This is a genomic window from Pseudidiomarina fusca (genome assembly GCF_032227045.1).
GTDB lineage: Bacteria > Pseudomonadota > Gammaproteobacteria > Enterobacterales > Alteromonadaceae > Pseudidiomarina > Pseudidiomarina fusca.
Window position 1 is genome coordinate 299,717 of record NZ_JANFPJ010000001.1, and the last position, 23,874, is coordinate 323,590.

The window sequence follows — 23,874 nt, forward strand, 5'->3', positions numbered from 1 at the left end:
TTTTAAAACTTATTGCGACATAAGAAAACTAACAACATCATCAATCGCGATAGTTTGTTTTGCACCAGTTGTTCGGTTTTTGTATTCAATTAAACCTTCATCAAGGTTGCGCTCGCCAATCACTAATTGGTGAGGAATTCCAATCAACTCCATATCCGCAAACATAACGCCGGGTCTTTCCTTTCGGTCATCAAAAAGTACATCTACATGATGGGCTTGAAGGTCTTTATACAATTTTTCTGCAGTATCTTGTACTCGTGACGATTTGTGCATATTCATGGGTACGATTACTACTTGGAAAGGAGCTAGTGCCGTTGGCCATTTGATACCGAATTGATCATGGTTCTGCTCAATCGCTGCGGCAACAATTCGAGAAACTCCAATACCGTAGCATCCCATCATTAACGTTTCATGTTTACCGTTATCAGTAAGGACACCAACTTTCATTGCATCTGAGTATTTCTTCCCTAATTGGAAGATATGACCCACCTCAATACCTCGTTTAATCAGAAGGTTACCTTTACCACAGGGGCTAGGATCGCCTGTAACCACGTTGCGGATATCTGCTACCTCTGGTAGCGGAACATCACGATTCCAATTGATATTGAAGTAATGATAGCCATCATCGTTAGCGCCTGCAGCAAAATCTGCCATAACGGCAACACTGCGATCAATAATCAAGGGAATTGGAAGCCCAACAGGTCCAAGAGAGCCCGGGCCTGCGCCAATTGCAGCCACAATTTCTTCTTCATTTGCGAACACGAGCGGTGATGCGATCTGTGGCAGTTTTGCTGCTTTTATTTCATTTAACTGATGATCGCCACGTATCATAAGTGCAACTAGCGACCCCTCATTACAGCCATGAACAATAAGAGTTTTTACGGTCTGTTCTATGGCGATACCAAACTCATCAACTAGGCTAGCAATAGTTTTAACGTTTGGGGTGGCGACTTTCTCCATAGCTGCGGTTGCTGCCGGTGGCTCGGCTAGAAGTGTTATAGCTTCGGCCATTTCAACGTTCGCGGCGTAATCAGAACTATCAGAGAATGCAATATCATCTTCACCAGAATCAGCCAATACGTGAAACTCGTGAGAGGAGTGACCGCCAATGGAGCCTGTATCAGCGATAACAGGGCGATAATCTAGGTTTAAACGCTCGAAGATACGACAGTAAGCAGCATGCATAGCATCGTAAGTTTCTTGAAGACTAGCTTGGTCCAAGTGGAAGGAATAAGCATCTTTCATGATAAATTCACGCGCCCGCATGACGCCAAAACGAGGTCTAATTTCATCTCGAAATTTAGTCTGGATCTGGAATAAGTTCATAGGCAATTGCTTATAACTATTGATTTCTTTTCGAACGAGTTCAGCAATGACTTCTTCGTGTGTGGGGCCCAGCACAAAATCACGATGACTACGATCTTTCAATCTAAGTAGTTCAGGACCATAATCTTCCCAGCGACCAGATTCTTGCCATAGATCAGCGGGTTGAACCATAGGCATTAACACTTCTAGCGCACCAACGCGTTCCATTTCTTCTCTGACTACACGCTCTACTTTACGTAAAACTCGTAAACCTGTTGGTGTCCAAGTATAAAGACCAGCAGCTACTTTACGAATCATACCGGCGCGAAGCATTAATTGATGGCTAATAACTTCGGCATCAGCAGGTGTTTCTTTTAGTGTTCCAAGTAAGTATTGGCTAGTACGCATGTGTCCCTCAAAGTTCCAACTAGGAGCTAATTAAAGCGCTTATAGTAGTTAAGTAATGGATAGAATTCTACCAGCAGCGGGGCTAAGTCAAAAGGCTTTAGTGACGCTTAAGACTATATTTTGCTGTTGTTTGACCCGCCACTTAATATTTAAATCATAAAGCGCCATACCATAGATTTTCTCTTGATGAGCTGCTTTGTTATAAGCAGGACGTGGATCCTGTTCTAACACTTGCCCGATCAGTTCTTTTAGGTTTGGATAATCGTCAGCAAGTAAGGCTAGGTCTTGTATGGCTTGTTCACTGAAATGAGTCACTAATTCGGTAGTAGGGCGATTATCGGCAAAGCCACCTTGAGCATCGATAACACTATCAGCGTAGGGTAAATAAGGCTTAATATCGACCACCGGAGTTTCATCTACCCAATCCGCACCTTCAACGGTAATCCACGTGCTACCGCTGTGGTAATCAATGCTCAACAGTTTTACCACCGACATCCCCAGGCCATTGGGGCGATAGGTCGCTCTGGTGGCGAAAACGCCCTTACGTTGATTACCGCCTAATCGCGGTGGCCTCACCAACGGTTTCCAACCGCTTGCAACGGTCTGATGAAAGACAAAGATGACCCAAATATGAGAAAAATCGAGCAACCCTCGGCAGCAATCAGGCTGGCTATAAGGCCCTGTCAGTTCAATGGTAGTGGTAGCAGCGCGAACCAGTCCCGGTTGTCGAGGAACAGCAAATTTTTGTTGGTAGGGCGAATGTACCTTACCTATGATTTCTATTTGATGGTGTTTCATGAAGCTATGCTAGCCCCTTAAGATAGGACTACTGAGGCTTGTGTTACTGGCACTCTAATTGCATCACTAGGTATGCTTATAAGTGCCAGTTCGGGCTTATCTATTTTAATAAAAACTGTTCTAAGCTGGCACCTTCGGCTAGCGCTTTTACGATAGCTTTTGGCATACGGCCTTGGCCCGTCCAGGTTTTACGTACACCATGCTCATCTGTGTAGGCATATTTCGCTGGCTTGGGTGAGCGCGAACGTTTTGTCTGGACAGAGGTACCAGCAGAGGAGGTATCCATCAGATCTTCCGGAGATAAACCAGCATCGGCGATAGCAGCTTTTAATGCCGCTATTTTCTCAAGTCGTTCGGCTTCTTGTTGACGAAGTTCTGCTTCTTCTTGAATCCGATCGTCGATTATTTTCCCAAGCTTTAACTGAACTTCTTTTAACTCTTCAACCGATAACTCTTTTATTGCAGCTTTTAACCGTCGTCCGTGGGTTAATATAGAAATAAATTCACTCATTAAACGAAACTCTCTTTATTAAGTTATGAGGCGATATTACATACGAGTTTTATTACGACGACAATCTTATTTTCATGTCCGATTTCTCGGACATGAAAATTAAGCTGTTACATATTAGGGTAATTAGGTCCACCTGTACCTTCAGGTGTCACCCAAGTAATATTTTGCGACGGATCTTTAATATCACATGTTTTGCAGTGAATACAATTCTGGGCATTTATCTTAAATACATCTTTACCATTTTCTTCTACCACTTCATAAACGCCAGCAGGGCAGTAGCGCTGAGCTGGCTCTGCGAATTTGGGCATATTCACATTCAATGGAATGCTCGAATCCTTAAGCTTTAAATGACAAGGCTGATCTTCTTCATGATTAGTATTCGATAAAAAAACGGATGATAATCTATCAAAGGTCAATTTGTTATCAGGCTTTTCGTACTCAATGACTTGGCATTCGCGCGCCAGTTTTAACTGCGCGTGATCTTCATGCTGGTCTTTAATGTTGAATGGGAGCTTACCGCCAAACCAGTTCTGATCGATGGTGTTATATGCGCCACCAAGGTAAGTACCAAACTTATGAACTGCTGGACCAAAATTGCGTGAGCGGTAAAGCTCATCATATAACCAAGATTCTTTAAAACGAGCGTCAAAATCTTTCAATTCGTGGTCTGCGGTATTGTTATGTAACGCATTAAAAATACTTTCGGCAGCTAACATCCCAGATTTCATTGCGGTGTGATTGCCTTTGATTTTTGCAAAATTAAGCGTGCCAGCATTGCATCCTATTAAAATGCCACCGGGAACCGTCATGCGCGGCAAGCTATGAAAGCCACCTTTAGTAATTGCTCTCGCACCGTACGAAACACGTTTACCTTGCTTCAGTGTGGCAGCAATCTTAGGATGCGTTTTAAATCGCTGAAACTCGTTAAAGGGGCTTAAGTAAGGGTTCTTGTAGTTTAGATCGACAATCAAGCCTACATAAACCTGGCCATCTTCTGCATGGTAAAGGTAGCCACCACCGGTTGCTTCGTCGGTGAGTGGCCAGCCGGTGCTATGCACAACTAACCCTGGTTGATGTTGCTCTGCTGGGATATCCCATATTTCTTTAAAACCAATCGCATAATGTTGTGGTGAACAATCTTCGGCTAATTTAAATTCTTGCTGTAACTGCTTACCTAGATGGCCACGGCTCCCCTCGGCAAAAACAGTATATTTAGCACGAAGCTCCATGCCGGGTTCAAATCCTGGTTTTTGTTCGCCGTTACTGTTAATGCCCATATCACCAGTAATTACACCAGCTACACGTTGCTCTTCAATGATGATGCTGGCCGCTGGAAATCCAGGGAATATTTCAACGCCCAATGCTTCGGCTTGTTCGGCTAACCAGCGACAAAGATTACCTATACTAGTAATGTAGTTACCATGGTTGTGGAATGTCTTAGGGACCATGAAAGACGGCAGTTCAGTTGCCTTTTCTGAGTTTTTGAAGAGCATGATTTGGTCGTGCGTGACTGGAGTATTCAGCGGCGCTCCCAATTCTTGCCAATTTGGCAATAACTCATTTAATGCGCGTGGTTCAAAAACGGCGCCTGATAAAATGTGAGCACCTACCTCAGAACCTTTTTCAACAACGCATATCATTAATTCTTGTTGTTTTTCTTTGGCTTGTTGAGCCAAGCGAATAGCACAACTCAATCCTGCTGGACCTGCTCCAACAATAACAACATCAAACTCCATACTTTCGCGTTGCATTTGCTACTCCTTTTATTTACTAGTGTGCTCAACCACGCTGTTGTATCTGAGCATCTAAAATACTTTGAACTTGTTCGGCTGGAACAGGACGAGAAAGGAAATATCCTTGCGCCGATACACAATCACGCTGTAATAAAAAATCTACCTGCTGCTGATTCTCTACACCTACGGCGCTAATTTCAATGGCTTTGTGCCGGCTAAATTTAATCATAGTGTCAGTAATCAAACTTTGTATTACATCATAGGGCAGCTTCTCAATGAGGGGTTGCCCGATTTTTAATTGATGGGGAACGCATTTTTCCATCGCAGCAATCGAAGCATAATTTAATCCAAGGCCATCAACGGTTAATCTAAATCCAAGTTTTTTAAGCGTTACTAATATCCCATCATCGAATTGTGCGTGAGAACAGTAAAGCTCTTCTCTAATCTCAATATAAACCAACTGAGCTGGTATATTAGTTCGTCTTAAGTTTTCCTTTAATAGCTCTGGTAATTCAGGTAGTGCTAACTGTTTACCTGAGAGATTTATTCCAATTCTTAAGTCATGATACTCGCCATCACGCCATGTTTTAAATTGATTAAATATTTTTCTGAGAATAGTTTCCGTTAATCGTACAATCAAACCTGTATCTTCGACGAGTGGCAGAAAATATTCAGGAAATGCCAGGTCACCATCATGTTGGCGCCAACGCAAGAGTCCCTCTAGCGACACAATTTGATTACTACGAAGGTCAAAGATGGGTTGATAATGAACTTCCAATTTTTGTGACTCAATAGCTTCATGTAATTGTTCAAGTACGTATAACCGCTGACTTAATTCTGACTGCTGATCTTGGGTATAAATACATACGCCGCGATAACCAATTTGCTTAGCCTTATTTAGGGCAATATCAGCATGGCGTAATAGAGTTTCAGCATCGTAATTCGCATCATTGGCAAAGGCCATACCTATTGAAAATGAACTATAAATCTCATGGTTATTGATAAAAAACTGAGGTTCTATTTGTTGATTGACTAAGGTCGCAATTTCATGTGCCTTGTCATTACTATTCACATCGGCTTTAACTAACAAAAACTCATCACCACCTAACCGCGCCAAGTAACTTCCTGGCAGTGATAACCGTTCTAATCGATGAGCTACGCGTCGAAGTAATTCATCACCAATTTTGTGACCTAGGGCATTATTGATGTCTTTAAAATGATCGAGATTTAATTGCAATACTAGCGTATTGCCTAATTCTGCTTGTTGCTCGGCTAAGTGCTGTATTAAATAACGAATGAGTGCATTGCGATTCGGTAATTCAGTTAAAGCATCGTGTTCAGACAAGAACTCTAGCCTCGCCTGAAGCTCATTTTTGGTTTGCAGATGAAGCTGCAATTCAGCAAGCTGGTTATTTAGCCGCTTGATATTTAATTCGCGCTTATTAATGGCATAAGCAGCTAAAAAACCAAGCCCCAGCAGGAATAAAGCAGCTAACGGCAAGTAAATAGGTCGAACAATATGAAGTTGCTCAAAACGCTCATGGCTTGGCCATAGGGTAAATAAGAAACGCGAGTCAGCGATTCTTATCGTAAATTCTTTTCCCCATAGATTGCGTAGCTCATCGTTAGCAGCGAAAGAAAAAATCGGTTGATTATCACGTACGACGCTAATTTGGTTACCTTCTTGAATATGGTGCCTGATGGTCGCACCAAATAGCTCTTGTAAATCAACCAATAGAACCATGAAATAGGACGTGGAACCATCTTTAAAAGGGACAATTAGCGCAAAATGGTGAGCATCGTTAGCGAGGTTTTTTCCATCCACGAATAGGGGCTGTAATTGACTTTGCTGAATATGAAGTCGATCTTCAGGGCTAACCAATAACTCGGTCTGCTGAGCTAAATGAGCATTCACCGAGCCGTATGTTTGGATAATTTTCAGCTCATCATCTACTAAGATAACGGCTTCAACCGATTTATAAAAGTCGGCTAAAATATCATTAATGGCTTGGCCAGGATCATCAACCACTGAAATAGACGGTTGCTGAAGCAATTCACCGGTGATTTCTGCGGTGTACATGAGCCTGATGAGACTAGCTCTGAGGTTGCTTTCAACACTTTGTGCATCGTCTTGGATACGTTGGTGAATGCGCGAATGATCATAACTCTCTAAGGTTAGCCATGCCAGCATGGTAACCCCGAGAGTGATAATTGCTACAATAAAGTAGGACCGCCAACCGCGCACTAACACTTACTCCTGTAGTTCAGGTCGGTTTACAAAGTACTGCAACGCGTCTGGGTTTGCGAGAGCGTCGGTATTTTTTACCGGTTCATTATGAATCACTTGACGTACCGCAAGTTCAACAATTTTACCACTGATAGTTCTTGGTATATCAGCTACTTGAGCAATAATCGCAGGAACATGACGTGGCGTAGCATGCGTCCGAATAGTCTGTCGTATTTGCTGTTGTAAGGCATCGTTGAGCTGTAACCCGTCACGTAGACGCACAAACAGCACCACGCGCTCATCATCTTGCCAGCGTTGTCCCACAGCAATACTCTCTAAGACGGCTTCGACTTTTTCAACTTGTCGATAAATTTCAGCAGTACCTATGCGAACGCCACCAGGATTAAGAACAGCATCGGAGCGACCATAAATAATTACACCTTGGTGTTGGGTTATTTCGGCATAATCGCCATGTGCCCAGACTTGATTAAATCGTGCAAAATACGCGTTAAAATAGCGTTCTCCTTGGTTATCGTTCCAAAAACCAATGGGCATGCAGGGAAAGCTGTTAAGACAAACTAATTCACCTTTTTCGCCTGTTACTGGGTTACCTTGCTCGTTAAATACCTGCACATCAAGAGCTAAGCCACGACATTGCAGTTCACCACGATATACGGGAAGAATAGGGTTGCCGAGTGCAAAACATGAAACGATATCAGTACCACCTGAAATGGACGACAAACAAAGATCAGCTTTGATATCTCGATAAACATAATCAAAGTTCTCCGGCGCCAACACCGAGCCGGTCGTTAAAATGGTTCGCAATTGAGTTAACGAATGCTGTTGTTTGGGCTGATAACCGGCTTTTTCTAGGGCTGATAGATATTTCGCACTAGTCCCAAATACGGTGATGCCTTCCTCGTCGGCCACTTGCCACAAATATGCAGGGCTAGGGGCAAAAGGAGAACCATCAAAAAGCACCAAGGTAGCGCCTTGAGCAAGACCAGAAACCAACCAGTTCCACATCATCCAGCCGCACGTGGTGAAGTAGAAGAAAACGTCATCGCGACGGATATCAGTGTGGAGAGCATGTTCTTTAAGATGCTGTAAAAGTGTTCCACCAATACCATGCACGATACATTTAGGGACCCCCGTTGTGCCTGAGCTGAACATAATATAAAGCGGTGCATTGAACGGCATAGGTTCAAAGTGAAGGGTGTTGGCATCTTCTATCAGGTAATCATCCCAAGCGTCACAACCAGGAGCTAACGTCTGGTTTAGTTCGGCAAAGGGGATAACAAGGGTGCGTTGTAAGCTGGGCAATTGTTCTCTTATCGCGGCAACTTTTTCATGAATATCGATGGTTTTGCCGTTATAAAAGTAGCCATCAATGGTAATCAGCAGTTTAGGCGTGATCTGACCAAATCTATCCACGACACCTTGTACACCAAAATCAGGAGAGCATGATGACCACACAGCTCCGATACTGGTGGTTGCTAGCATCGCTACAACTGTTTCAATACAGTTAGGCATCATACCAGCAACGCGGTCGCCGGCAACGATACCGTCTTTACGCATAGCTGCTGCTAGCGCAGCGACCCTGTGATACAACTGTGCGTAGCTAAGTTGCTGCCGACTACCATTTTCGCCGCGAAAAGTGAGTGCAGTGCGGTCGTCTCGATAGCGTAAGAGGTTTTCTGCAAAATTAAGCGTGGCTTGAGGAAACCAAGAAGCGCCGGGGAGTTTATCGGCGTCTTTAACTATTATTTCGCCTGGCTCACCAATAACGTCACAATAATCCCATAGGCTGCGCCAAAAGGTGGGGCTATGAGCTACTGACCAAGCATGTAAATCATGATAGCTAGCCAGTTGGAGTTGTTGTTGGCGATTGATGGTGCGCATAAAATCAGTCATACGCGCCTGCTCAATTTGCTCGGCAGTAGGCTGCCACATAACTGAGTTTGACATTACTTGGTTTCCTGTTTTGCTAATTCAGCGAGTGCGACTTGTGAGCGTGGACCATGATTTAAATGCTGACAAATAGCGGCGCCGGCTTCGACTAATTGATTAAGATTGATACCGGTGGTAATACCCATACCTTCAAGCATATAAACTAAGTCTTCAGTAGCTAAGTTACCGCTAGCGCCTTTGGCATAAGGACAGCCACCTAAACCAGCCACGGCACTGTCAAAGGTGCTTATTCCCATAGGTAGACAACTAGCGATGTTGGCCAGTGCTTGCCCGTAAGTATTATGAAAATGCAACGCTAAGTGCTGCATCGGCACTCGTTCAGCAACGGCTGCTAGCATCTGTTGGGCGTGCAATGGTGTCCCTACGCCAATAGTATCGCCAAGGGATATTTCGTAACAGCCAAGCTGCCAGAGTTGTTCGGCTACGGCGGCTACTTGCGAGATCTCAACGTGGCCTTGATAAGGACATCCGAGAACACAACTGACATAGCCACGAACACGGATGTTAGCTTGCCGAGCAGCTGCAATAACAGGTGCAAAACGCGCAAGGCTCTCTGCAATACTGCAATTAATATTTTTTTGACTAAAAGCTTCAGATGCCGCAGCGAAAACTGCTACTTCATCTACGCCTGCTGCAATTGCTGCTTCAAAACCCTGTAAATTAGGTGTTAATGCTGCATAAGTGGTTGTTGGTAAACGCTCAATGTTGGCAAAAACAGCCGCGCTGTCTGCCATCTGAGGAACCCATTTGGGGCTAACAAAGGCGCCTGTTTCAATGTAAGTTAAACCACTTTTTGCTAATGCATTCACCAGTGCGACCTTTGCCTCAAGAGGCACAGCAACTTCGTTCTGCAAACCATCTCTGGGGCCTACTTCAACTATTTTAACTTGCGTAGGTATTGTCATTTCTGTCTCCGCACCGTGAATCATAAATAGCTATTACTCTGAATCTGCTAAGCTCAACAGTTCAGCTCCATCGCTTACCAAATCACCTGCTTGATAGAAAACTTGTTCAACTACCCCAGCCTGAGGTGCGCGAATGGTATACTCCATTTTCATCGCTTCCATGATAATGAGCGCTTGGTCTGCTTCAACAGAGTCACCCGGCGCTACCATCACTTGCACCACAGTGCCGTTCATGGGAGCGGTTAAGTTACCAGTAGCAACCTCTTGTTGCAGGGTGTCGGCAATCAAATGCCGCGTAAATGGTAAGCAGGCACGTTCTGTCATCACCAGGATATCTTGGTTTGAGCGCATGATATGAGCGCTGAAACGGCGTCCATTCTGAGTGAAGTAATACTTATCCGCAATTTTTTCCACCAACCAATGATCGCTATCGTCAGTCGCTTGCCAGCCGGTGGCTGTTGCGGTCAGCTCAATATGGAGCAGGTCGTCAGCATAGCGCAATGCTAATGCGAACTGGCTAGGTTGATTCAGCCTAAATGACTGTTGCGATGTCCATGGGTTGGCTGGCGCTGAGGCTGTTTTTAAATCTACCATTTCCGCTAAAGTAGCCATGATTGCATATGGCTTAATAAGAGCATCATTATTTGGAAATAATTCAGTATGGTACTTCTCAATGAAGCGAGTTGTTAAATCAGCTTGAGCAAATTTCTGATGGCCAGCAATTTTACGTAAAAAATCGATATTAGTGCGAACCCCAGCAATTTGATAATCGTTTAGGGCTTGAATTAAGCGTCCTAATGCGATGGCTCGATCTTCACCCCAAACCACAAGTTTAGCAATCATGGGGTCATAATAAGAACTTACCTCATCACCTTCGACCACACCGCTATCGATACGTACGTATGCATTAGTGCTTGGTGGCTTTAAAACATGTAAGGTACCGGTGCTTGGCAAAAATTCATGGTCGGGGTCTTCGGCATAAATCCGGGCCTCAAAAGAGTGGCCAGTGATCTGGATTTGGTCTTGCGAGAGTGGGAGCGGAGCTCCGCCTGCTACCAGTAGCTGCCAAGCGACAAGGTCTTGGCCGGTCACCATTTCTGTTACCGGGTGCTCTACTTGTAACCGAGTATTCATCTCCATGAAATAGAACTTATTATCGGTATCTAGTAAAAACTCTACCGTACCAGCACCAACATAATCGATGGCCTGTGCAGCGCGAACTGCAGCTTCGCCCATTGCAATTCTGGTACTACTGCTGATAGATGGAGCAGGGGCTTCTTCGATGACTTTTTGATGGCGACGTTGTACTGAGCAATCACGCTCAGCTAGGTACACGGCATTACCATGCTCATCGCAGAACACCTGAATTTCCACATGTCGAGGATTACCGATAAATTTTTCAATCAACATCTTGTCGTTGCCAAACGCAGCTTGTGCTTCGCGTTTCGCAGAGCTTAATGCTTCGGCAAACTGATTGGCGCTTTCAACCACGCGCATCCCTTTACCACCGCCACCATACGCGGCTTTTAATAGTACCGGGAAGCCGATTTTTTGTGCTTCTTCTTGTAATAACTCAAGGCCTTGTTCACTACCATGATAGCCTGGCACCAAAGGAACACCAGCTTCACTCATGATAGCTTTAGCGGCACTTTTTGAGCCCATAGCTGCAATAGCACTAGTAGGGGGGCCGACAAAAATGAGTTGGTTGCTGGCGCACGCATCAGCAAAATCTTCATTTTCTGAGAGAAAACCATAGCCTGGGTGAATAGCATCAGCGCCGCTTAGCTTAGCCGCCGCAATGATTTTATCGATGACTAAGTAGCTTTCGGCACTGGGCGCAGGACCGAGATAAATGCTTTCATCAGCCATGTGTACGTGTTGGGCATGACGATCTGCATCAGAATAAACGGCAACGGTTCGGATACCCATACTGCGCGCTGTGCGGATAATACGGCAAGCGATTTCACCGCGGTTAGCAATTAGCAATTTGCGTAACATTGCAGATCCTTATTTATTTGTGGTTTTCCAATCAGGAGAACGCTTTTCTAAGAAAGCAGAAAGCCCTTCTTGACCTTCAGCAGAAACACGAATAGCAGCGATGGCCTCAATAGTTGTGGTGCGCGTATTCTCGTTCAGTGGCTGTTGATCTAATGTCAGTATTAGTTTTTTAGCTGCAGCTACGGCATGCGGACCATTACCGAGTAGTTGTTCAATGACAGGAGTAACTGCTTCCTCAAGATCATCAACCAGGCTATGTACAAGGCCCATTTGTTGCGCAACGTCAGCACTAAAACGTTCTGCGGTGAGCATAAAACGGCGTGCCTGACGAGTCCCGATAGCACGCATTACGTAGGGGCTTATTACCGCTGGAATAAGCCCGATTTTTACTTCGCTTAAACAAAAACTTGCGGTGGGAGTAGCCAGGCAGATGTCGCAGCAAGCGGCTAAACCTACAGCGCCACCAAAAGCAGCACCTTGAACTAGCGCAACCGTTGGCTGCGGAAGTTCATCTAACTCTTGCATAAGACGGCCTAACTCACTCGCATCTTTGATGTTTTCTGCGTAGTTCTTACTTGCCATGGAGCGCATCCAGGTAAGATCTGCTCCAGCAGAAAAGTTTTTTCCTTGCGCTTGCAATATCAACATTCTTACGTTGTTATTGCTACGTACCTGAGCTAATGCATGTAGTAGCTCGGCTATCATGTTGTCATCAAAGGCATTGTGAACTGCGCCTCGGTTCAACGTGAGCCATGCTACTTGGTTTTTTTCTTCTAAAATGATGGATTGATAATTCATAGCAAGCTCCTACATGCGGAACACGCCGAACTTAGTGTCGGCAATAGGGGCGTTGTTCGCTGCGGCCAAACTTAGCGCCAAAACGGTACGAGTTTGGGCAGGATCAATGATCCCATCATCCCACAATCGAGCGGAAGCGTAATAAGGATGCCCTTGCTTTTCATAGGTTTCGATAATTGGCTGTTTTAATTCTTGTTCTTGTGCAGCCGTCATCGTTTGCCCAGAGCGAGCTAGGTTATCTTTGGTGACCTGAGCCATCACACCAGCGGCTTGTTCACCACCCATGACCGAAATTCGTGCATTTGGCCACATAAACATCAAGGTGGGGTCGTATGCTCGTCCACACATACCATAATTACCAGCACCGTAGCTCCCGCCAATTAAAATGGTGAATTTAGGAACTTGAGCGCAACTAACCGCTGTCACCATTTTCGCACCATGCTTAGCTATGCCTTCGGCTTCATATTTTTTACCGACCATAAACCCAGTGATGTTTTGTAAGAAAACTAAGGGAATTTTACGCTGGGCACAGAGCTCGATAAAATGCGCACCTTTTTGCGCAGATTCGGAAAACAAGATCCCGTTGTTAGCAACGATCCCAACGGGGTAGCCGTGAATAGTCGCAAATCCAGTAACCAAGGTAGCGCCGTAGTTTTGTTTGAACTCATCAAAATCAGAGCCATCGACAATACGCGCAATAACTTCTCGAACATCGTAAGGCTTACGTAAATCGGTGCCGACAATACCGTAAATTTCATCAGCTGAGTAACGAGGCTCAACAAAATCATGCTGCGGCAGAGGCGCCGCCGGCTGGTAATTGAGCCGTGCAATGGAACGTCGAGCGAGTGCTAACGCATGTTCATCGTTTTGTGCAAAATGGTCGGCAACCCCAGAAATACGGGTGTGTACATCAGCTCCGCCAAGCTCTTCGGCGCTTACTTCTTCGCCTGTCGCCGCTTTAACCAACGGCGGACCAGCTAAGAAAATGGTACCTTGTTCTTTCACGATAATACTTTCGTCAGCCATTGCTGGCACATAAGCACCACCGGCGGTGCATAGCCCCATCACAACCGCTACTTGAGGAATTCCTTTGGCTGACATATTGGCTTGATTAAAGAAAATACGGCCAAAGTGGTCACGATCAGGAAATACTTCATCTTGCCGTGGTAAATTAGCACCACCTGAATCGACGAGATAAATACAGGGGAGGCGACAACGCTCTGCAATTTCTTGCGCGCGTAAGTGTTTTTTCACGGTCAAAGGATAATAAGTACCACCTTTAACCGTGGCGTCATTGGCTACAATCATACATTGCACGCCAGCTACGCGTCCTATTCCAGCGACCACGCCAGCAGCAGGAACATAATCCTCATAACAATCCCAAGCAGCAAATTGGCCAATTTCTAGGAAAGGTGAGCCGCTATCCAAGAGTTTATCAATACGCTGGCGCGGAAGGAGCTTTCCGCGTGCAAGATGGCGCTCTTGATATTTTGCACCGCCACCTTGTTTGATCTGTTCAGCTTTCTCGTACAAGTCGTTAACCACGTCTTGCATCGCCCGCTGATTAGCGATAAACGTGGCATCTTTGGTATTTACACTGCTGCTTAATACAGTCACAACGGCAACTCCTGAGTAGGTTAAGCTGATTCGCTGAACAGTTCACGACCGATCAGCATGCGGCGAATTTCTGAGGTACCAGCGCCAATTTCGTAAAGCTTAGCATCTCTCAACAAACGTCCAGTTGGATACTCATTAATGTAGCCATTGCCACCTAATAGCTGAATCGCATCCAGTGCTAATTGGGTGGCTAACTCAGCTGAATATAAAATGGCGCCCGCAGCATCTTTACGAGTGGTTTCACCGCGATCACAAGCTTGGGCGACGGCATATACGTAAGCTCGCGCAGCGTTGGTACGTGTGTACATATCGGCTACTTTGCCTTGTACTAGCTGAAATTCACCAATGGCTTTGCCAAATTGTTTACGATCGTGGGTATAAGGTACCACAACATCTAAGCAGGCCTGCATAATACCCAAGGGACCAGCGGCAAGAACAGCGCGCTCGTAATCGAGACCACTCATTAAAACTTCGACACCACCATCTAGTTCGCCCAAAATATTACTAGCTGGTACTTTGCAATCAGTAAATACAAGTTCACAGGTGTTTGAGCCACGCATTCCTAATTTATCTAGCTTTTGCGCTGTGCTAAATCCGGGGAAATCTTTTTCAATGATAAATGCGGTGATGCCTCGTGAGTTTTTCTCAGGCGAGGTTTTTGCATAAACGACTAGAACATCAGCATCGGGACCGTTGGTGATCCACATTTTGTTGCCGTTAAGGATATAGTCATCGCCCTGACGCTCTGCTTTTAATTTCATACTAACAACATCTGAACCAGCATTAGGTTCACTCATAGCAAGAGCACCGACGTGTTCGCCACTACAAAGCTTGGGCAAATATTTTTGTTTTTGCTCGGTGGTGCCATTACGGTAAATCTGATTGACGCATAAGTTAGAGTGAGCACCGTAACTCAAGCCAACCGAGGCGGACGCCCGGCTGATTTCTTCCATGGCAATCACGTGCTCTAGATAACCCAAACCCGAACCACCGTATTCTTCTGCAACAGTCATACCAAGCAGGCCTAAATCACCGAACTTACGCCACAAGTCAGCAGGGAACTCATTACTTTCGTCGATGGCAGCAGCGCGTGGAGCGATTTCATCGCGGGCAAAGGCATTAACGCTCTCACGAATCATATCGGCGGTTTCGCCAAGGCCAAAATTAAATACAGTATACTGACTAATCATAAGGTCTCCTGATTACTACTTGGGTTCTGGTTAGCGGCTGCCTGTGCGTTAATTTCAGCTAATTCATCACGACAGCGTTCTTCTAAATTACTTAATTCAACAAGCAATACTTTGATGTCCTCGAGTTGCTGTTTGAGCGACATTTTCTTATCGTCAATCAGCTCTAACACCGTATGCAACTGACGAGAACTACTATTTTCCATGTCATAGAGATCAAACAAGCGCTTAGTTTCCGCTAAGGAAAAACCGAGTCGCTTACCGCGCAAAATCAGTTTTAGGCGTACGCGATCTTTATTGCCGTAGAGGCGTGTTTGGCCTTGTCGCTCCGGTGCTATAAGACCTTGATCTTCATAAAAGCGAATGCTGCGCGTGGTAATATCAAATTCGCGCGCTAATTCACCAATGGTATAGGTTTGTGATGGCTTCATTTGTGCTTGCTTGTGTCCAGTGAGAGCGGTAAGCTTAAAACAAGTTAACGTTAACGTAAAGGTAAGAAGCTACGAAAACTTCCGGTAGCAATAAAGTTACTGACGAGTTGGAGGGTTGATAAGGAGAAAATATGTCTGATGCAGTTGTGATTGTTGCCGCCAAACGTACTCCAATGGGTGGTTTTCAAGGTAGTTTAGCTGACGTAAGTGCCCCACAACTTGGCGCTACAGCCATTCGAGCAGCCGTAGCTGCAAGTGGGTTAACCGCGGCCTCCATCGATGAAGTTATTATGGGGAATGTACTCCCGGCCGGTTTGGGACAGGCTCCAGCGCGACAAGCGACGCTCTTTGCAGAACTCCCTCGCAGTGCTGGCGCAACCACCATCAATAAGGTGTGTGGTTCAGGTTTGAAAGCAGTCATGTTAGGGCATGATATTATCCGCGCAGGCTCAGCGAAAACTGTTGTAGCCGGTGGCATGGAAAGTATGAGTAATGCGCCATACCTATTGAAAAAGGCTCGCACAGGCATGCGTATGGGACACGATGCTGTCTATGATCATATGATGTTAGATGGCTTAGAAGATGCATACGAAGGTAAAGCGATGGGGTGCTATGCGCAGGCCACTGCAGATGACTATGGTCTGGGCCGTGAGGCGATGGATGCGTTCGCTATTTCGTCATTAACCCGAGCCCAAGAAGCCATCAAAAGCGGTCGTTTTGATGATGAAATTACTCCCGTAACTTATTCAACCCGTAAAGGCGATGTAACCGTTAGTATTGACGAGCAGCCTGGTAAAGCGATGCCAGAAAAAATTCCGGGGTTGCGTCCAGCTTTTGCAGCTCAAGGAACTATTACTGCAGCTAACTCGAGCTCTATCTCTGACGGTGCTGCAGCATTGGTATTAATGTCAGAGAGTGATGCTAAGCAGCAGGGCTTAACCCCACTAGCCAGAATTGTTGGGCATGCCACTCATTCGCAAGCGCCTGCAGAATTTACTGTTGCGCCAATTGGAGCCATGAATAGCCTGTTAGCTAAGCTTAACTGGCAGGTTGAAGACGTTGACTTGTGGGAGATTAACGAAGCTTTTGCCATGGTGACCATGTTAGCCATCCAGCAAATGCAGTTAGATCCCGCCAAGGTTAACGTGCATGGCGGCGCCTGTGCGCTTGGGCATCCGATTGGTGCCAGTGGCGCGCGCTTACTGGTTACCTTGATCCATGCCTTGAAGCAGCGCCAGTTGTCAAAAGGGATAACGTCACTCTGTATTGGTGGCGGAGAAGCTGTCGCAGTGGCGGTTGAAGTATTCTAACCGCCACCATGGATTAGTTGGATGGGGTTGGCCTTGGCGACGAGGCCAACCAGACAGCGAGTGCTAATACCGCAGCTCCGATGATGAGTCGTGGCCAAACCACAGCTTGCTGCCAGAATAGATAATTAATCAGCAGCCCAGCGGGTATCAGCATATTGTTCATGGTCGCAAGTTGCGCCACATTCACTCGTTTGGCAGCGATGTTCCAGGCCCAATAACCGAGGCCTGAAGCAACTAAACCAAGCCAGGCTAGGATAAACCATTGTAGCGGTTGTTGTGGTATTAGCTGAAAGTTAGCAAAACTAAGCATCGCAAGGCCGGTAACTAAGGTTGCACCGAAGAAAAATAGAGCAAACAGGTGCAACTGATTACGCTCATCGCCAAGTTCTAAACGCTTGTAGAAAACTTGGCCAGCGGCAAAGCAAAGGTTAGCGGCTTGGATGAGTAAAAAGCCATACCAAAAAGAATCACTTAAGTCGTCGAAGCGAATAATGGCAGCGCCAACTACTGCTATTGCGGTAGCAAGCCACCAACGCAGCGGTAACCGACGTCGTTGGTAGAGAAGCTCATCCAGTAAGGTAATATAGAGCGGCGTAAATATAGTAAACAGCAGTACTTCAGGCACGCTTAAGTACAGAAAGGCATGATACAGAAAGAGGTACATCACGCCTATTTGCAAGGCCCCGATAGCAGCTAGTTGACATTGCTTAACTAGATTAATACGGCGGGGGCGCCATAGTGGAATAAATAATAAAAAGGCTAAGACCATGCGGATAAATACCGCAATATAACCATCAACTTGGCCAGCAAGGAATTCACCAATGAGTGAGAAACTTGCAGCCCATAATAGGGTGACAGCCCAAAGAATCCACATAGTTAACGACCTTGTTGTGGGTTGAGTAAGTTGGTTTGAGAATGAGTCATGTGACTACTCTCGCGATAGTATTGGGGTGAAATCCCCATGGTTTTTTTGAATAATCGTGAAAAATAATAGGGATCATCAAATCCTAACTGTTGACCAATTTGGCGAATAGAATAGGTGGTAGTATCCAGTAATTGGCAGGCTAATTTTACTTTTATTTGGTTGAAAAATCGCATCGGGCTGCTGCCAGTAATTTGTTTGAACTTTTTACTAAAATGATAGCGAGATAAGCCCGCAAACTCGGCAAATTCATCCAAACTGATATCCCGATGCGAGTTGTCGTACATGAATCGCTCAAGGGCGCGTAGATCAAAGCCCGCGGGTATCTGCATGGCAGACGTGAGTCGCGGTAACTCGGCGATAATACGTTGTAATAAGCTTGCGGCAACGATCGCCGCAGAGAATTGATAGCGTTGTGTTTGTAAATTGAGCAAATCAGTAACGACAGGAATAAGCTGGCGCCAGCGACTCAAAGTTAGTACCGGTGATTGGGCTGAAAGCGATAGAAAATCAGAGCATTGGACGGCCGCAGAACCGCGAAAATGAGCCCAGTAAATGCTCCATGGTTGCTCATGGTCTGCAGCATAAGCATGCGCTTGCCCCGCCGGTAATAGCAGTAATTGACCGGCCTCTAAGCTACCACTAGCGTTATGAGTACGGAACCAACCGCGACCGCGATGACAAAATATCAGCAGGTGATCGGTATGCTGCTGGCGTTCAACTTGATGCCCCAAGGCGTCAACGTAATGGCCATAAGCAACAGGATACAAATGTTTCGTCAGTGGATGTTGATCAAGTTGACGAGTCAGTTGCAAGGGTAACACTACCCGCGAACTTCCCGCTGGGAGTGGCCAGGTTGAAGGTTGGCTCATGATAAACTCCATAAATGACAATTTTGTCCATTATTGTGGCAAGATAGTCGATGTTAAAGCAACAAAAAAACCGCCAGAATGGAGTCATTAACCCCATTCCGCAGATTGCGAACAACGAGGTATGAACCATGTCGAAGAAAGTTCCTTTATATATTGATGGTGAATTTGTGCAATCACAAAGTAGCCAGTGGATTGATGTCACTAACCCAGCCACGCAGGAAGTGATTGCTCAAGCACCTTGCGCAACCCAAACCGAGATGGCTCAAGCTGTGGCTAGTGCCCAACAAGCTTTTCTAACGTGGAAAGAAGTTGCCGTGTCTGAGCGGGCCCGGGTGATGATGCGCTATCAGGCGTTACTGAAAGAACATCATGATGAAATTGCAGAGATTTTAGCAAGTGAAACAGGTAAAACCTTTGAAGATGCTAAAGGCGATGTGTGGCGAGGCATCGAAGTGGTTGAGCATGCAGCTAATATTCCATCGTTGCTGATGGGAGAGACCGTAGAGAATGTCGCACGCGGTATTGATACTTATAGCTTTACCCAACCTTTAGGGGTGTGTGCAGGTATCACGCCGTTTAACTTCCCAGCAATGATTCCGTTATGGATGTTTCCGTTAGCTATCGCTTGTGGAAACACGTTTATTTTGAAGCCATCTGAGCAAGATCCGCTAACCCCAACCCGACTCGTTGAATTGTTTGAGCAAGCTGGCGCTCCAAAAGGCGTATTGCAAGTTATCCATGGTGGTAAGGAGCAAGTAGATTTCTTACTTGATGAGCCGGCGGTGAAAGCTATTTCATTTGTAGGGTCGGTTGCTGTAGGGCAGTATATCTATCGCCGTGGTACTGAAAACATGAAGCGCGTGCAGGCCTTTGCCGGTGCCAAGAATCACTGCGTTATCATGCCTGATGCTAATAAATCACAAGTGATTAGTAACCTTGTAGGAGCCTCAGTGGGCGCAGCCGGACAACGCTGCATGGCTATCTCGGTGGCTGTATTTGTAGGTTCTGCACGTGAGTGGATACCTGAAATTGCGGCTGAGTTAGCTAAAGTGAAACCCGGCGGTTGGGATGATCCAGATGCCGCTTATGGTCCGTTAATTAGCCCACAAGCGAAGCAGCGAGTAGAAAACTTCATTACCCAAGGGGTGAATGAAGGCGCCGAATTATTGGTTGATGGACGTAACTGTGACGTTGCTGGCTATCCACATGGTAACTGGGTAGGGCCAACGATGTTTGGCAAAGTCACCACGGATATGGAAATCTATAAGAACGAAATTTTTGGTCCGGTCTTATGTGCAACGGAAGTAGACAGCTTGGATGAAGCTTTAGCTATGGTCAATGCCAACCCATACGGTAATGGAACGTCAATCTTTACCGCCAGTGGTGCCGCAGCGCGTAAATATCAACACAATGTTGAAGTAGGGCAAGTAGGTATTAATATTCCAATTCCAGTGCCATTACCCTTCTTCTCGTTTACGGGTTGGAAAGGTTCGTTCTTCGGTGATTTGCACGCTTATGGTAAACAGGGTGTGCGCTTCTATAGCGAAACTAAAACCATTACGGCGCGCTGGTTTGAGAGCGATATCGCCGACGTGAATGGCCCCAATATGACGATCAACTTGAAGTAACAGGACAACGCCATGAATTTTAATTTAACCGACGATCAACAAGCTTTCGTTGATACGGCTAAAGCTTTTGCAGAAAAAGAGTTAGCACCTTATGCAGCTCAGTGGGATGAAGAATCCCACTTTCCTGTTGAGGTTTTTCGTAAGGCCGGCGAGATGGGTTTCATGGGCATGTATACCCCAGAAGCAGCCGGTGGTTTTGGCATGAGTCGGTTAGACTCTGCGTTAATTTTTGAACAGCTAAGCATGGGCTGTACTGCAACTACGGCCATGATGACCATTCACAATATGGTGACATGGATGATCGGCTCTTTTGCACAACCTGAAGTGATTGAGCAATGGGTACCGGAGCTAGTAATGGGCCATAAGCTGGGTTCTTATTGTTTGACAGAACCAGGTGCTGGCTCTGATGCCGCAAGTTTACGCACAACTGCCAAGAAGGACGGTGATGAATACGTTCTCAACGGTTCAAAAATGTTCATTTCTGGTGCTGGTAGTACGGATGTGTTGGTGGTGATGGCGCGTACTGGCGAAGCTGGGCCCAAAGGTATCTCGGCTTTTGTAGTACCAGCCGATGCAGCAGGTATAAGCTACGGTAAAAAAGAAGCCAAAATGGGATGGAATGCCCAGCCTACGCGTCTTGTTAGTTTTGAAGATGTACGGATCCCGGCGGCGAATTTGCTCGGCGCTGAGGGTGAAGGCTTCAAGTTTGCCATGATGGGGCTAGATGGTGGTCGTATTAATATCGCGGTATGTTCAGTGGGTACTGCCCAAGCGGCGTTAAATACGGCGACAGCCTATATGCATGAACGCACTCAGTTTGGTAAAGAGCTTGGACATTTTCAGGCGCTCCAGTTTAAGTTAGCGGATATGGCTACTGAATTAGTAGCAGCTCGACAAATGGTGCGTTTGGCAGCCTTTAAAGTTGATGCTAATGATGCTGATAAAACGACCTATTGTGCGATGGCTAAGCGCTTTGCCACGGATGTTGGCTTCCAGGTTTGTAACGAAGCCCTGCAAATTCATGGTGGCTATGGCTACATTAAAGAATACCCTTTAGAGCGGCATGTCAGGGATGTACGGGTGCATCAGATTCTTGAAGGTACCAATGAAATTATGCGAGTGATCATTGCTCGACGATTATTAGCCGATCTAGACCGAGCCATCCTTTAAGGGTGGCTTTGTTGTCTTAGAGGAGAGTGACATGAATTCAGTTGTCTTATTCGAGACGTTACCAGGACAAAACGGCAAGTCTATTGGCGTTGCGACATTAAATTCAGAAAAATCATTAAATGCGCTTAGCTTAGCGATGATTCAGTTGTTAATGCCACAACTCCAGCAGTGGGCTGACGATGATAGCATCGCTTGTGTGGTCTTACAGGGGGCCGGTGATAAAGCCTTTTGTGCCGGTGGCGACATCGTTGCAATGTATCATGCGATGCAGGCGAGTCCTGGAGTTTTGGTTGATGAAATTGCTGATTTCTTTAGTCAAGAATACCGTTTAGATTATGCTTTGCATACCTTCCCTAAGCCGCTTGTAGTATGGGGACACGGTATTGTCATGGGCGGTGGTATGGGGCTGATGAATGGTGCTAGCCATCGTATTGTAACCGAGCGGTCGTTGTTGGCGATGCCAGAGGTCACCATCGGTCTTTATCCAGATGTGGGTGCCACACACTTTTTAAATCAGATGCCGGCTGGCTGTGGTTTGTTTTTGGGGCTGACAGGCGCACACATGAATGCGACCGATGCTCTTTATTTAAATTTAGCGGATCATTTTATTGCTAGTGAGCATTATCCGCAGGTATTGACGCAATTACAGAGCATAAAGTGGGGTGACACCGCTGCTTTAAATCAGCAAAAAGTCACCGATGTGCTCTCTCAATTAGCCAAAGCTGCTGTGGCGTTGCGCCCAGCCGGACAGGTTGAAAAGCATCAGTTACATCTGCAAAAGCTAACCCAAGGCAATGATATAACCGCCATTGTGGCTGCTATTTTGTCCGATAACAACGATGATAAGTGGTTAACTCGGGCGCGTCAAAATTTAGCAGCGGGTTGTCCGATGACCGCCCATTTAGTATGGAATCAGTTACAACATGGGGTTGATTTAAGCTTAGCTGATTGCTTCCGTCTCGAATTAACCTTGTCGGTGCGGTGTGCCTTACAAGGTGATTTTGCCGAAGGCATTCGAGCCCTATTAATCGATAAAGATAAGCAGCCAAAATGGCGCCATGCAAGTGTTGCAGACGTGCCTGCTGAAGCAGTTGATGAGATGTTTACTGCGCCATGGCAAGGCCATCCGCATCCGTTGGCAGATCTTGGTTAAATAAGATAAAAATGATAAGAACGAGGTTGTTATGGCAACAGTAGGATTTATTGGTTTAGGCAATATGGGTGGCCCGATGGCTGCCAATCTAGTGAAGGGTGGCCATCAGGTTACTGTCTTTGATTTATCAGCAGCAGCTTTAACTGCAGCGGCCGCAGCCGGTTGTGCAACGGCTAGCAGTGCAAGCCAAGCAGCAGAGCAGGCTGAGTTTGTGATTACTATGCTGCCTGCAGACGCTCATGTAAAAGGCGTTTATTTAGGCGAGCAAGGCTTAATTAACCAGTTACCGGAAAATACGTTAGTCATTGATTGTAGTACTATAAGTGCTGCTACTGCGGTAGAAGTTGGAACTGCGCTTCAGCAGCGCGGTATCGAATTTATTGATGCTCCCGTATCTGGTGGCGTAGGCGGTGCTAAAGCTGGCACCCTGACCTTTATTTGTGGTGGTAGTGAAGCAGCAGTGACACGTGCGCAGGCAGTTTTACAGCCGATGGGTAAAAATATTTTTCGAGCTGGTGAACTAGGCGCCGGACAGATTGCCAAGATCTGTAACAATATGCTGCTGTCAGTTTTAATGGTCGGTACCTCAGAAGCGCTACAATTGGGCATTGCACACGGTTTGGATGCCGCGGTTCTCTCCGAAATCATGTCGAAGAGCTCCGGCAGTAACTGGACTTTAGATGTATATAATCCATGCCCCGGAGTGATGGATAATGTGCCTTCTAGTCATGATTATCAGGGTGGCTTCTTAGTAGACTTGATGAGTAAAGACCTAGGTTTGGCGCAACAAGCTGCACTAGCCAGTGGTGCTGCTACGCCGATGGGTGCCTTAACCCATAATTTATATCGTAGCTGGTCTCAATTAGGCCACGGTCGTGAAGACTTCTCGAGTATCTTTAATTTTGTAAAAGCTAATAAAAAGTAATGGGA

19 protein-coding genes are annotated in these 23,874 nt (G+C 45.9%); 5 read left to right on the forward strand and 14 right to left on the reverse strand.

Annotated features, from left to right (window positions below):
• Positions 1–9: 9 nt before the first annotated feature.
• The 12 genes from NOG12_RS01390 to NOG12_RS01445 all read right to left on the reverse strand — a co-directional run bounded on the left by NOG12_RS01390 (position 10) and on the right by NOG12_RS01445 (position 15,889).
• On the reverse strand, positions 10–1,713 hold the full coding sequence (locus NOG12_RS01390; RefSeq protein ID WP_313932211.1) for a proline--tRNA ligase: 1,704 nt from the start codon (positions 1,711–1,713) through the stop codon (positions 10–12).
• A gap of 87 nt (positions 1,714–1,800) precedes the next feature.
• Complete coding sequence (tsaA, locus tag NOG12_RS01395) at positions 1,801–2,511, reverse strand: tRNA (N6-threonylcarbamoyladenosine(37)-N6)-methyltransferase TrmO (protein ID WP_110075271.1); 711 nt, start codon at positions 2,509–2,511, stop codon at positions 1,801–1,803.
• 100 nt (positions 2,512–2,611) lie between these two features.
• Complete coding sequence (locus NOG12_RS01400; protein ID WP_313932212.1) at positions 2,612–3,022, reverse strand: H-NS family histone-like protein; 411 nt, start codon at positions 3,020–3,022, stop codon at positions 2,612–2,614.
• 107 nt (positions 3,023–3,129) lie between these two features.
• Positions 3,130–4,773, reverse strand: coding sequence for an electron transfer flavoprotein-ubiquinone oxidoreductase (locus NOG12_RS01405; RefSeq protein ID WP_313932213.1), 1,644 nt, complete (start codon positions 4,771–4,773; stop codon positions 3,130–3,132).
• A 28-nt stretch (positions 4,774–4,801) separates the two neighbouring features.
• Entirely contained in the window at positions 4,802–7,006 is a 2,205-nt protein-coding gene (locus NOG12_RS01410; protein ID WP_313932214.1) for a putative bifunctional diguanylate cyclase/phosphodiesterase, read from the reverse strand.
• Positions 7,007–8,950, reverse strand: a complete 1,944-nt coding sequence (locus NOG12_RS01415) for an acetoacetate--CoA ligase (protein ID WP_313932215.1) — start codon at positions 8,948–8,950, stop codon at positions 7,007–7,009.
• Positions 8,950–9,858: a hydroxymethylglutaryl-CoA lyase gene (locus tag NOG12_RS01420; RefSeq protein WP_110075266.1), complete on the reverse strand. Its 909-nt coding sequence runs from the start codon at positions 9,856–9,858 to the stop codon at positions 8,950–8,952. Before NOG12_RS01420 ends, NOG12_RS01415 begins: the two co-directional genes overlap by 1 nt.
• A gap of 33 nt (positions 9,859–9,891) precedes the next feature.
• Positions 9,892–11,856 carry an acetyl/propionyl/methylcrotonyl-CoA carboxylase subunit alpha gene (locus NOG12_RS01425; RefSeq protein WP_313932216.1) on the reverse strand — a complete coding sequence of 655 codons (1,965 nt, stop codon included), beginning with the start codon at positions 11,854–11,856 and terminating at the stop codon, positions 9,892–9,894.
• A gap of 9 nt (positions 11,857–11,865) precedes the next feature.
• Positions 11,866–12,654 (reverse strand): enoyl-CoA hydratase-related protein, encoded by a 789-nt coding sequence (locus NOG12_RS01430; protein WP_313932217.1) that lies wholly within the window; start codon positions 12,652–12,654, stop codon positions 11,866–11,868.
• Between the two features lie 9 nt (positions 12,655–12,663).
• Positions 12,664–14,271 carry a carboxyl transferase domain-containing protein gene (locus tag NOG12_RS01435; RefSeq protein WP_110075263.1) on the reverse strand — a complete coding sequence of 536 codons (1,608 nt, stop codon included), beginning with the start codon at positions 14,269–14,271 and terminating at the stop codon, positions 12,664–12,666.
• 20 nt (positions 14,272–14,291) lie between these two features.
• Complete coding sequence (locus NOG12_RS01440; RefSeq protein WP_110075262.1) at positions 14,292–15,461, reverse strand: isovaleryl-CoA dehydrogenase; 1,170 nt, start codon at positions 15,459–15,461, stop codon at positions 14,292–14,294.
• Complete coding sequence (locus tag NOG12_RS01445) at positions 15,458–15,889, reverse strand: MerR family transcriptional regulator (protein ID WP_153826102.1); 432 nt, start codon at positions 15,887–15,889, stop codon at positions 15,458–15,460. Before NOG12_RS01445 ends, NOG12_RS01440 begins: the two co-directional genes overlap by 4 nt.
• A gap of 131 nt (positions 15,890–16,020) precedes the next feature.
• Between NOG12_RS01445 and NOG12_RS01450 the strand changes: the two genes are divergently transcribed.
• Positions 16,021–17,199 (forward strand): thiolase family protein, encoded by a 1,179-nt coding sequence (locus NOG12_RS01450; RefSeq protein WP_313932218.1) that lies wholly within the window; start codon positions 16,021–16,023, stop codon positions 17,197–17,199.
• Positions 17,200–17,212: 13 nt separating this feature from the next.
• On the opposite strand, the gene NOG12_RS01455 is transcribed toward NOG12_RS01450, so the two are convergent.
• Positions 17,213–18,073 carry an EamA family transporter gene (locus NOG12_RS01455; RefSeq protein ID WP_153826104.1) on the reverse strand — a complete coding sequence of 287 codons (861 nt, stop codon included), beginning with the start codon at positions 18,071–18,073 and terminating at the stop codon, positions 17,213–17,215.
• A gap of 2 nt (positions 18,074–18,075) precedes the next feature.
• Complete coding sequence (locus NOG12_RS01460; protein WP_313932219.1) at positions 18,076–18,993, reverse strand: AraC family transcriptional regulator; 918 nt, start codon at positions 18,991–18,993, stop codon at positions 18,076–18,078.
• A gap of 128 nt (positions 18,994–19,121) precedes the next feature.
• On the opposite strand from NOG12_RS01460, the gene NOG12_RS01465 reads away from it, so the two are divergent.
• The 4 genes from NOG12_RS01465 to mmsB are packed head-to-tail and all read left to right on the forward strand — an operon-like array spanning position 19,122 to position 23,869.
• Entirely contained in the window at positions 19,122–20,621 is a 1,500-nt protein-coding gene (locus NOG12_RS01465) for a CoA-acylating methylmalonate-semialdehyde dehydrogenase (RefSeq protein WP_153826106.1), read from the forward strand.
• A 12-nt stretch (positions 20,622–20,633) separates the two neighbouring features.
• Entirely contained in the window at positions 20,634–21,791 is a 1,158-nt protein-coding gene (locus NOG12_RS01470) for an acyl-CoA dehydrogenase family protein (protein WP_110075256.1), read from the forward strand.
• A gap of 31 nt (positions 21,792–21,822) precedes the next feature.
• Positions 21,823–22,944, forward strand: coding sequence for an enoyl-CoA hydratase/isomerase family protein (locus tag NOG12_RS01475; protein WP_313932220.1), 1,122 nt, complete (start codon positions 21,823–21,825; stop codon positions 22,942–22,944).
• A gap of 31 nt (positions 22,945–22,975) precedes the next feature.
• Positions 22,976–23,869: a 3-hydroxyisobutyrate dehydrogenase gene (mmsB, locus tag NOG12_RS01480; RefSeq protein WP_153826109.1), complete on the forward strand. Its 894-nt coding sequence runs from the start codon at positions 22,976–22,978 to the stop codon at positions 23,867–23,869.
• Positions 23,870–23,874 lie beyond the last annotated feature (5 nt).

Coding starts and splice junctions, on each gene's coding strand:
- NOG12_RS01390 (WP_313932211.1), bottom strand. CDS start 1,713: ATGCGTACTAGCCAATACTTACTTGGAACACTAAAAGAAACACCTGCT.
- tsaA (WP_110075271.1), bottom strand. CDS start 2,511: ATGAAACACCATCAAATAGAAATCATAGGTAAGGTACATTCGCCCTAC.
- NOG12_RS01400 (WP_313932212.1), bottom strand. CDS start 3,022: ATGAGTGAATTTATTTCTATATTAACCCACGGACGACGGTTAAAAGCT.
- NOG12_RS01405 (WP_313932213.1), bottom strand. CDS start 4,773: ATGCAACGCGAAAGTATGGAGTTTGATGTTGTTATTGTTGGAGCAGGT.
- NOG12_RS01415 (WP_313932215.1), bottom strand. CDS start 8,950: ATGTCAAACTCAGTTATGTGGCAGCCTACTGCCGAGCAAATTGAGCAG.
- NOG12_RS01420 (WP_110075266.1), bottom strand. CDS start 9,858: ATGACAATACCTACGCAAGTTAAAATAGTTGAAGTAGGCCCCAGAGAT.
- NOG12_RS01425 (WP_313932216.1), bottom strand. CDS start 11,856: ATGTTACGCAAATTGCTAATTGCTAACCGCGGTGAAATCGCTTGCCGT.
- NOG12_RS01430 (WP_313932217.1), bottom strand. CDS start 12,654: ATGAATTATCAATCCATCATTTTAGAAGAAAAAAACCAAGTAGCATGG.
- NOG12_RS01440 (WP_110075262.1), bottom strand. CDS start 15,461: ATGATTAGTCAGTATACTGTATTTAATTTTGGCCTTGGCGAAACCGCC.
- NOG12_RS01445 (WP_153826102.1), bottom strand. CDS start 15,889: ATGAAGCCATCACAAACCTATACCATTGGTGAATTAGCGCGCGAATTT.
- NOG12_RS01450 (WP_313932218.1), top strand. CDS start 16,021: ATGTCTGATGCAGTTGTGATTGTTGCCGCCAAACGTACTCCAATGGGT.
- NOG12_RS01455 (WP_153826104.1), bottom strand. CDS start 18,073: ATGTGGATTCTTTGGGCTGTCACCCTATTATGGGCTGCAAGTTTCTCA.
- NOG12_RS01460 (WP_313932219.1), bottom strand. CDS start 18,993: ATGAGCCAACCTTCAACCTGGCCACTCCCAGCGGGAAGTTCGCGGGTA.
- NOG12_RS01465 (WP_153826106.1), top strand. CDS start 19,122: ATGTCGAAGAAAGTTCCTTTATATATTGATGGTGAATTTGTGCAATCA.
- NOG12_RS01470 (WP_110075256.1), top strand. CDS start 20,634: ATGAATTTTAATTTAACCGACGATCAACAAGCTTTCGTTGATACGGCT.
- NOG12_RS01475 (WP_313932220.1), top strand. CDS start 21,823: ATGAATTCAGTTGTCTTATTCGAGACGTTACCAGGACAAAACGGCAAG.
- mmsB (WP_153826109.1), top strand. CDS start 22,976: ATGGCAACAGTAGGATTTATTGGTTTAGGCAATATGGGTGGCCCGATG.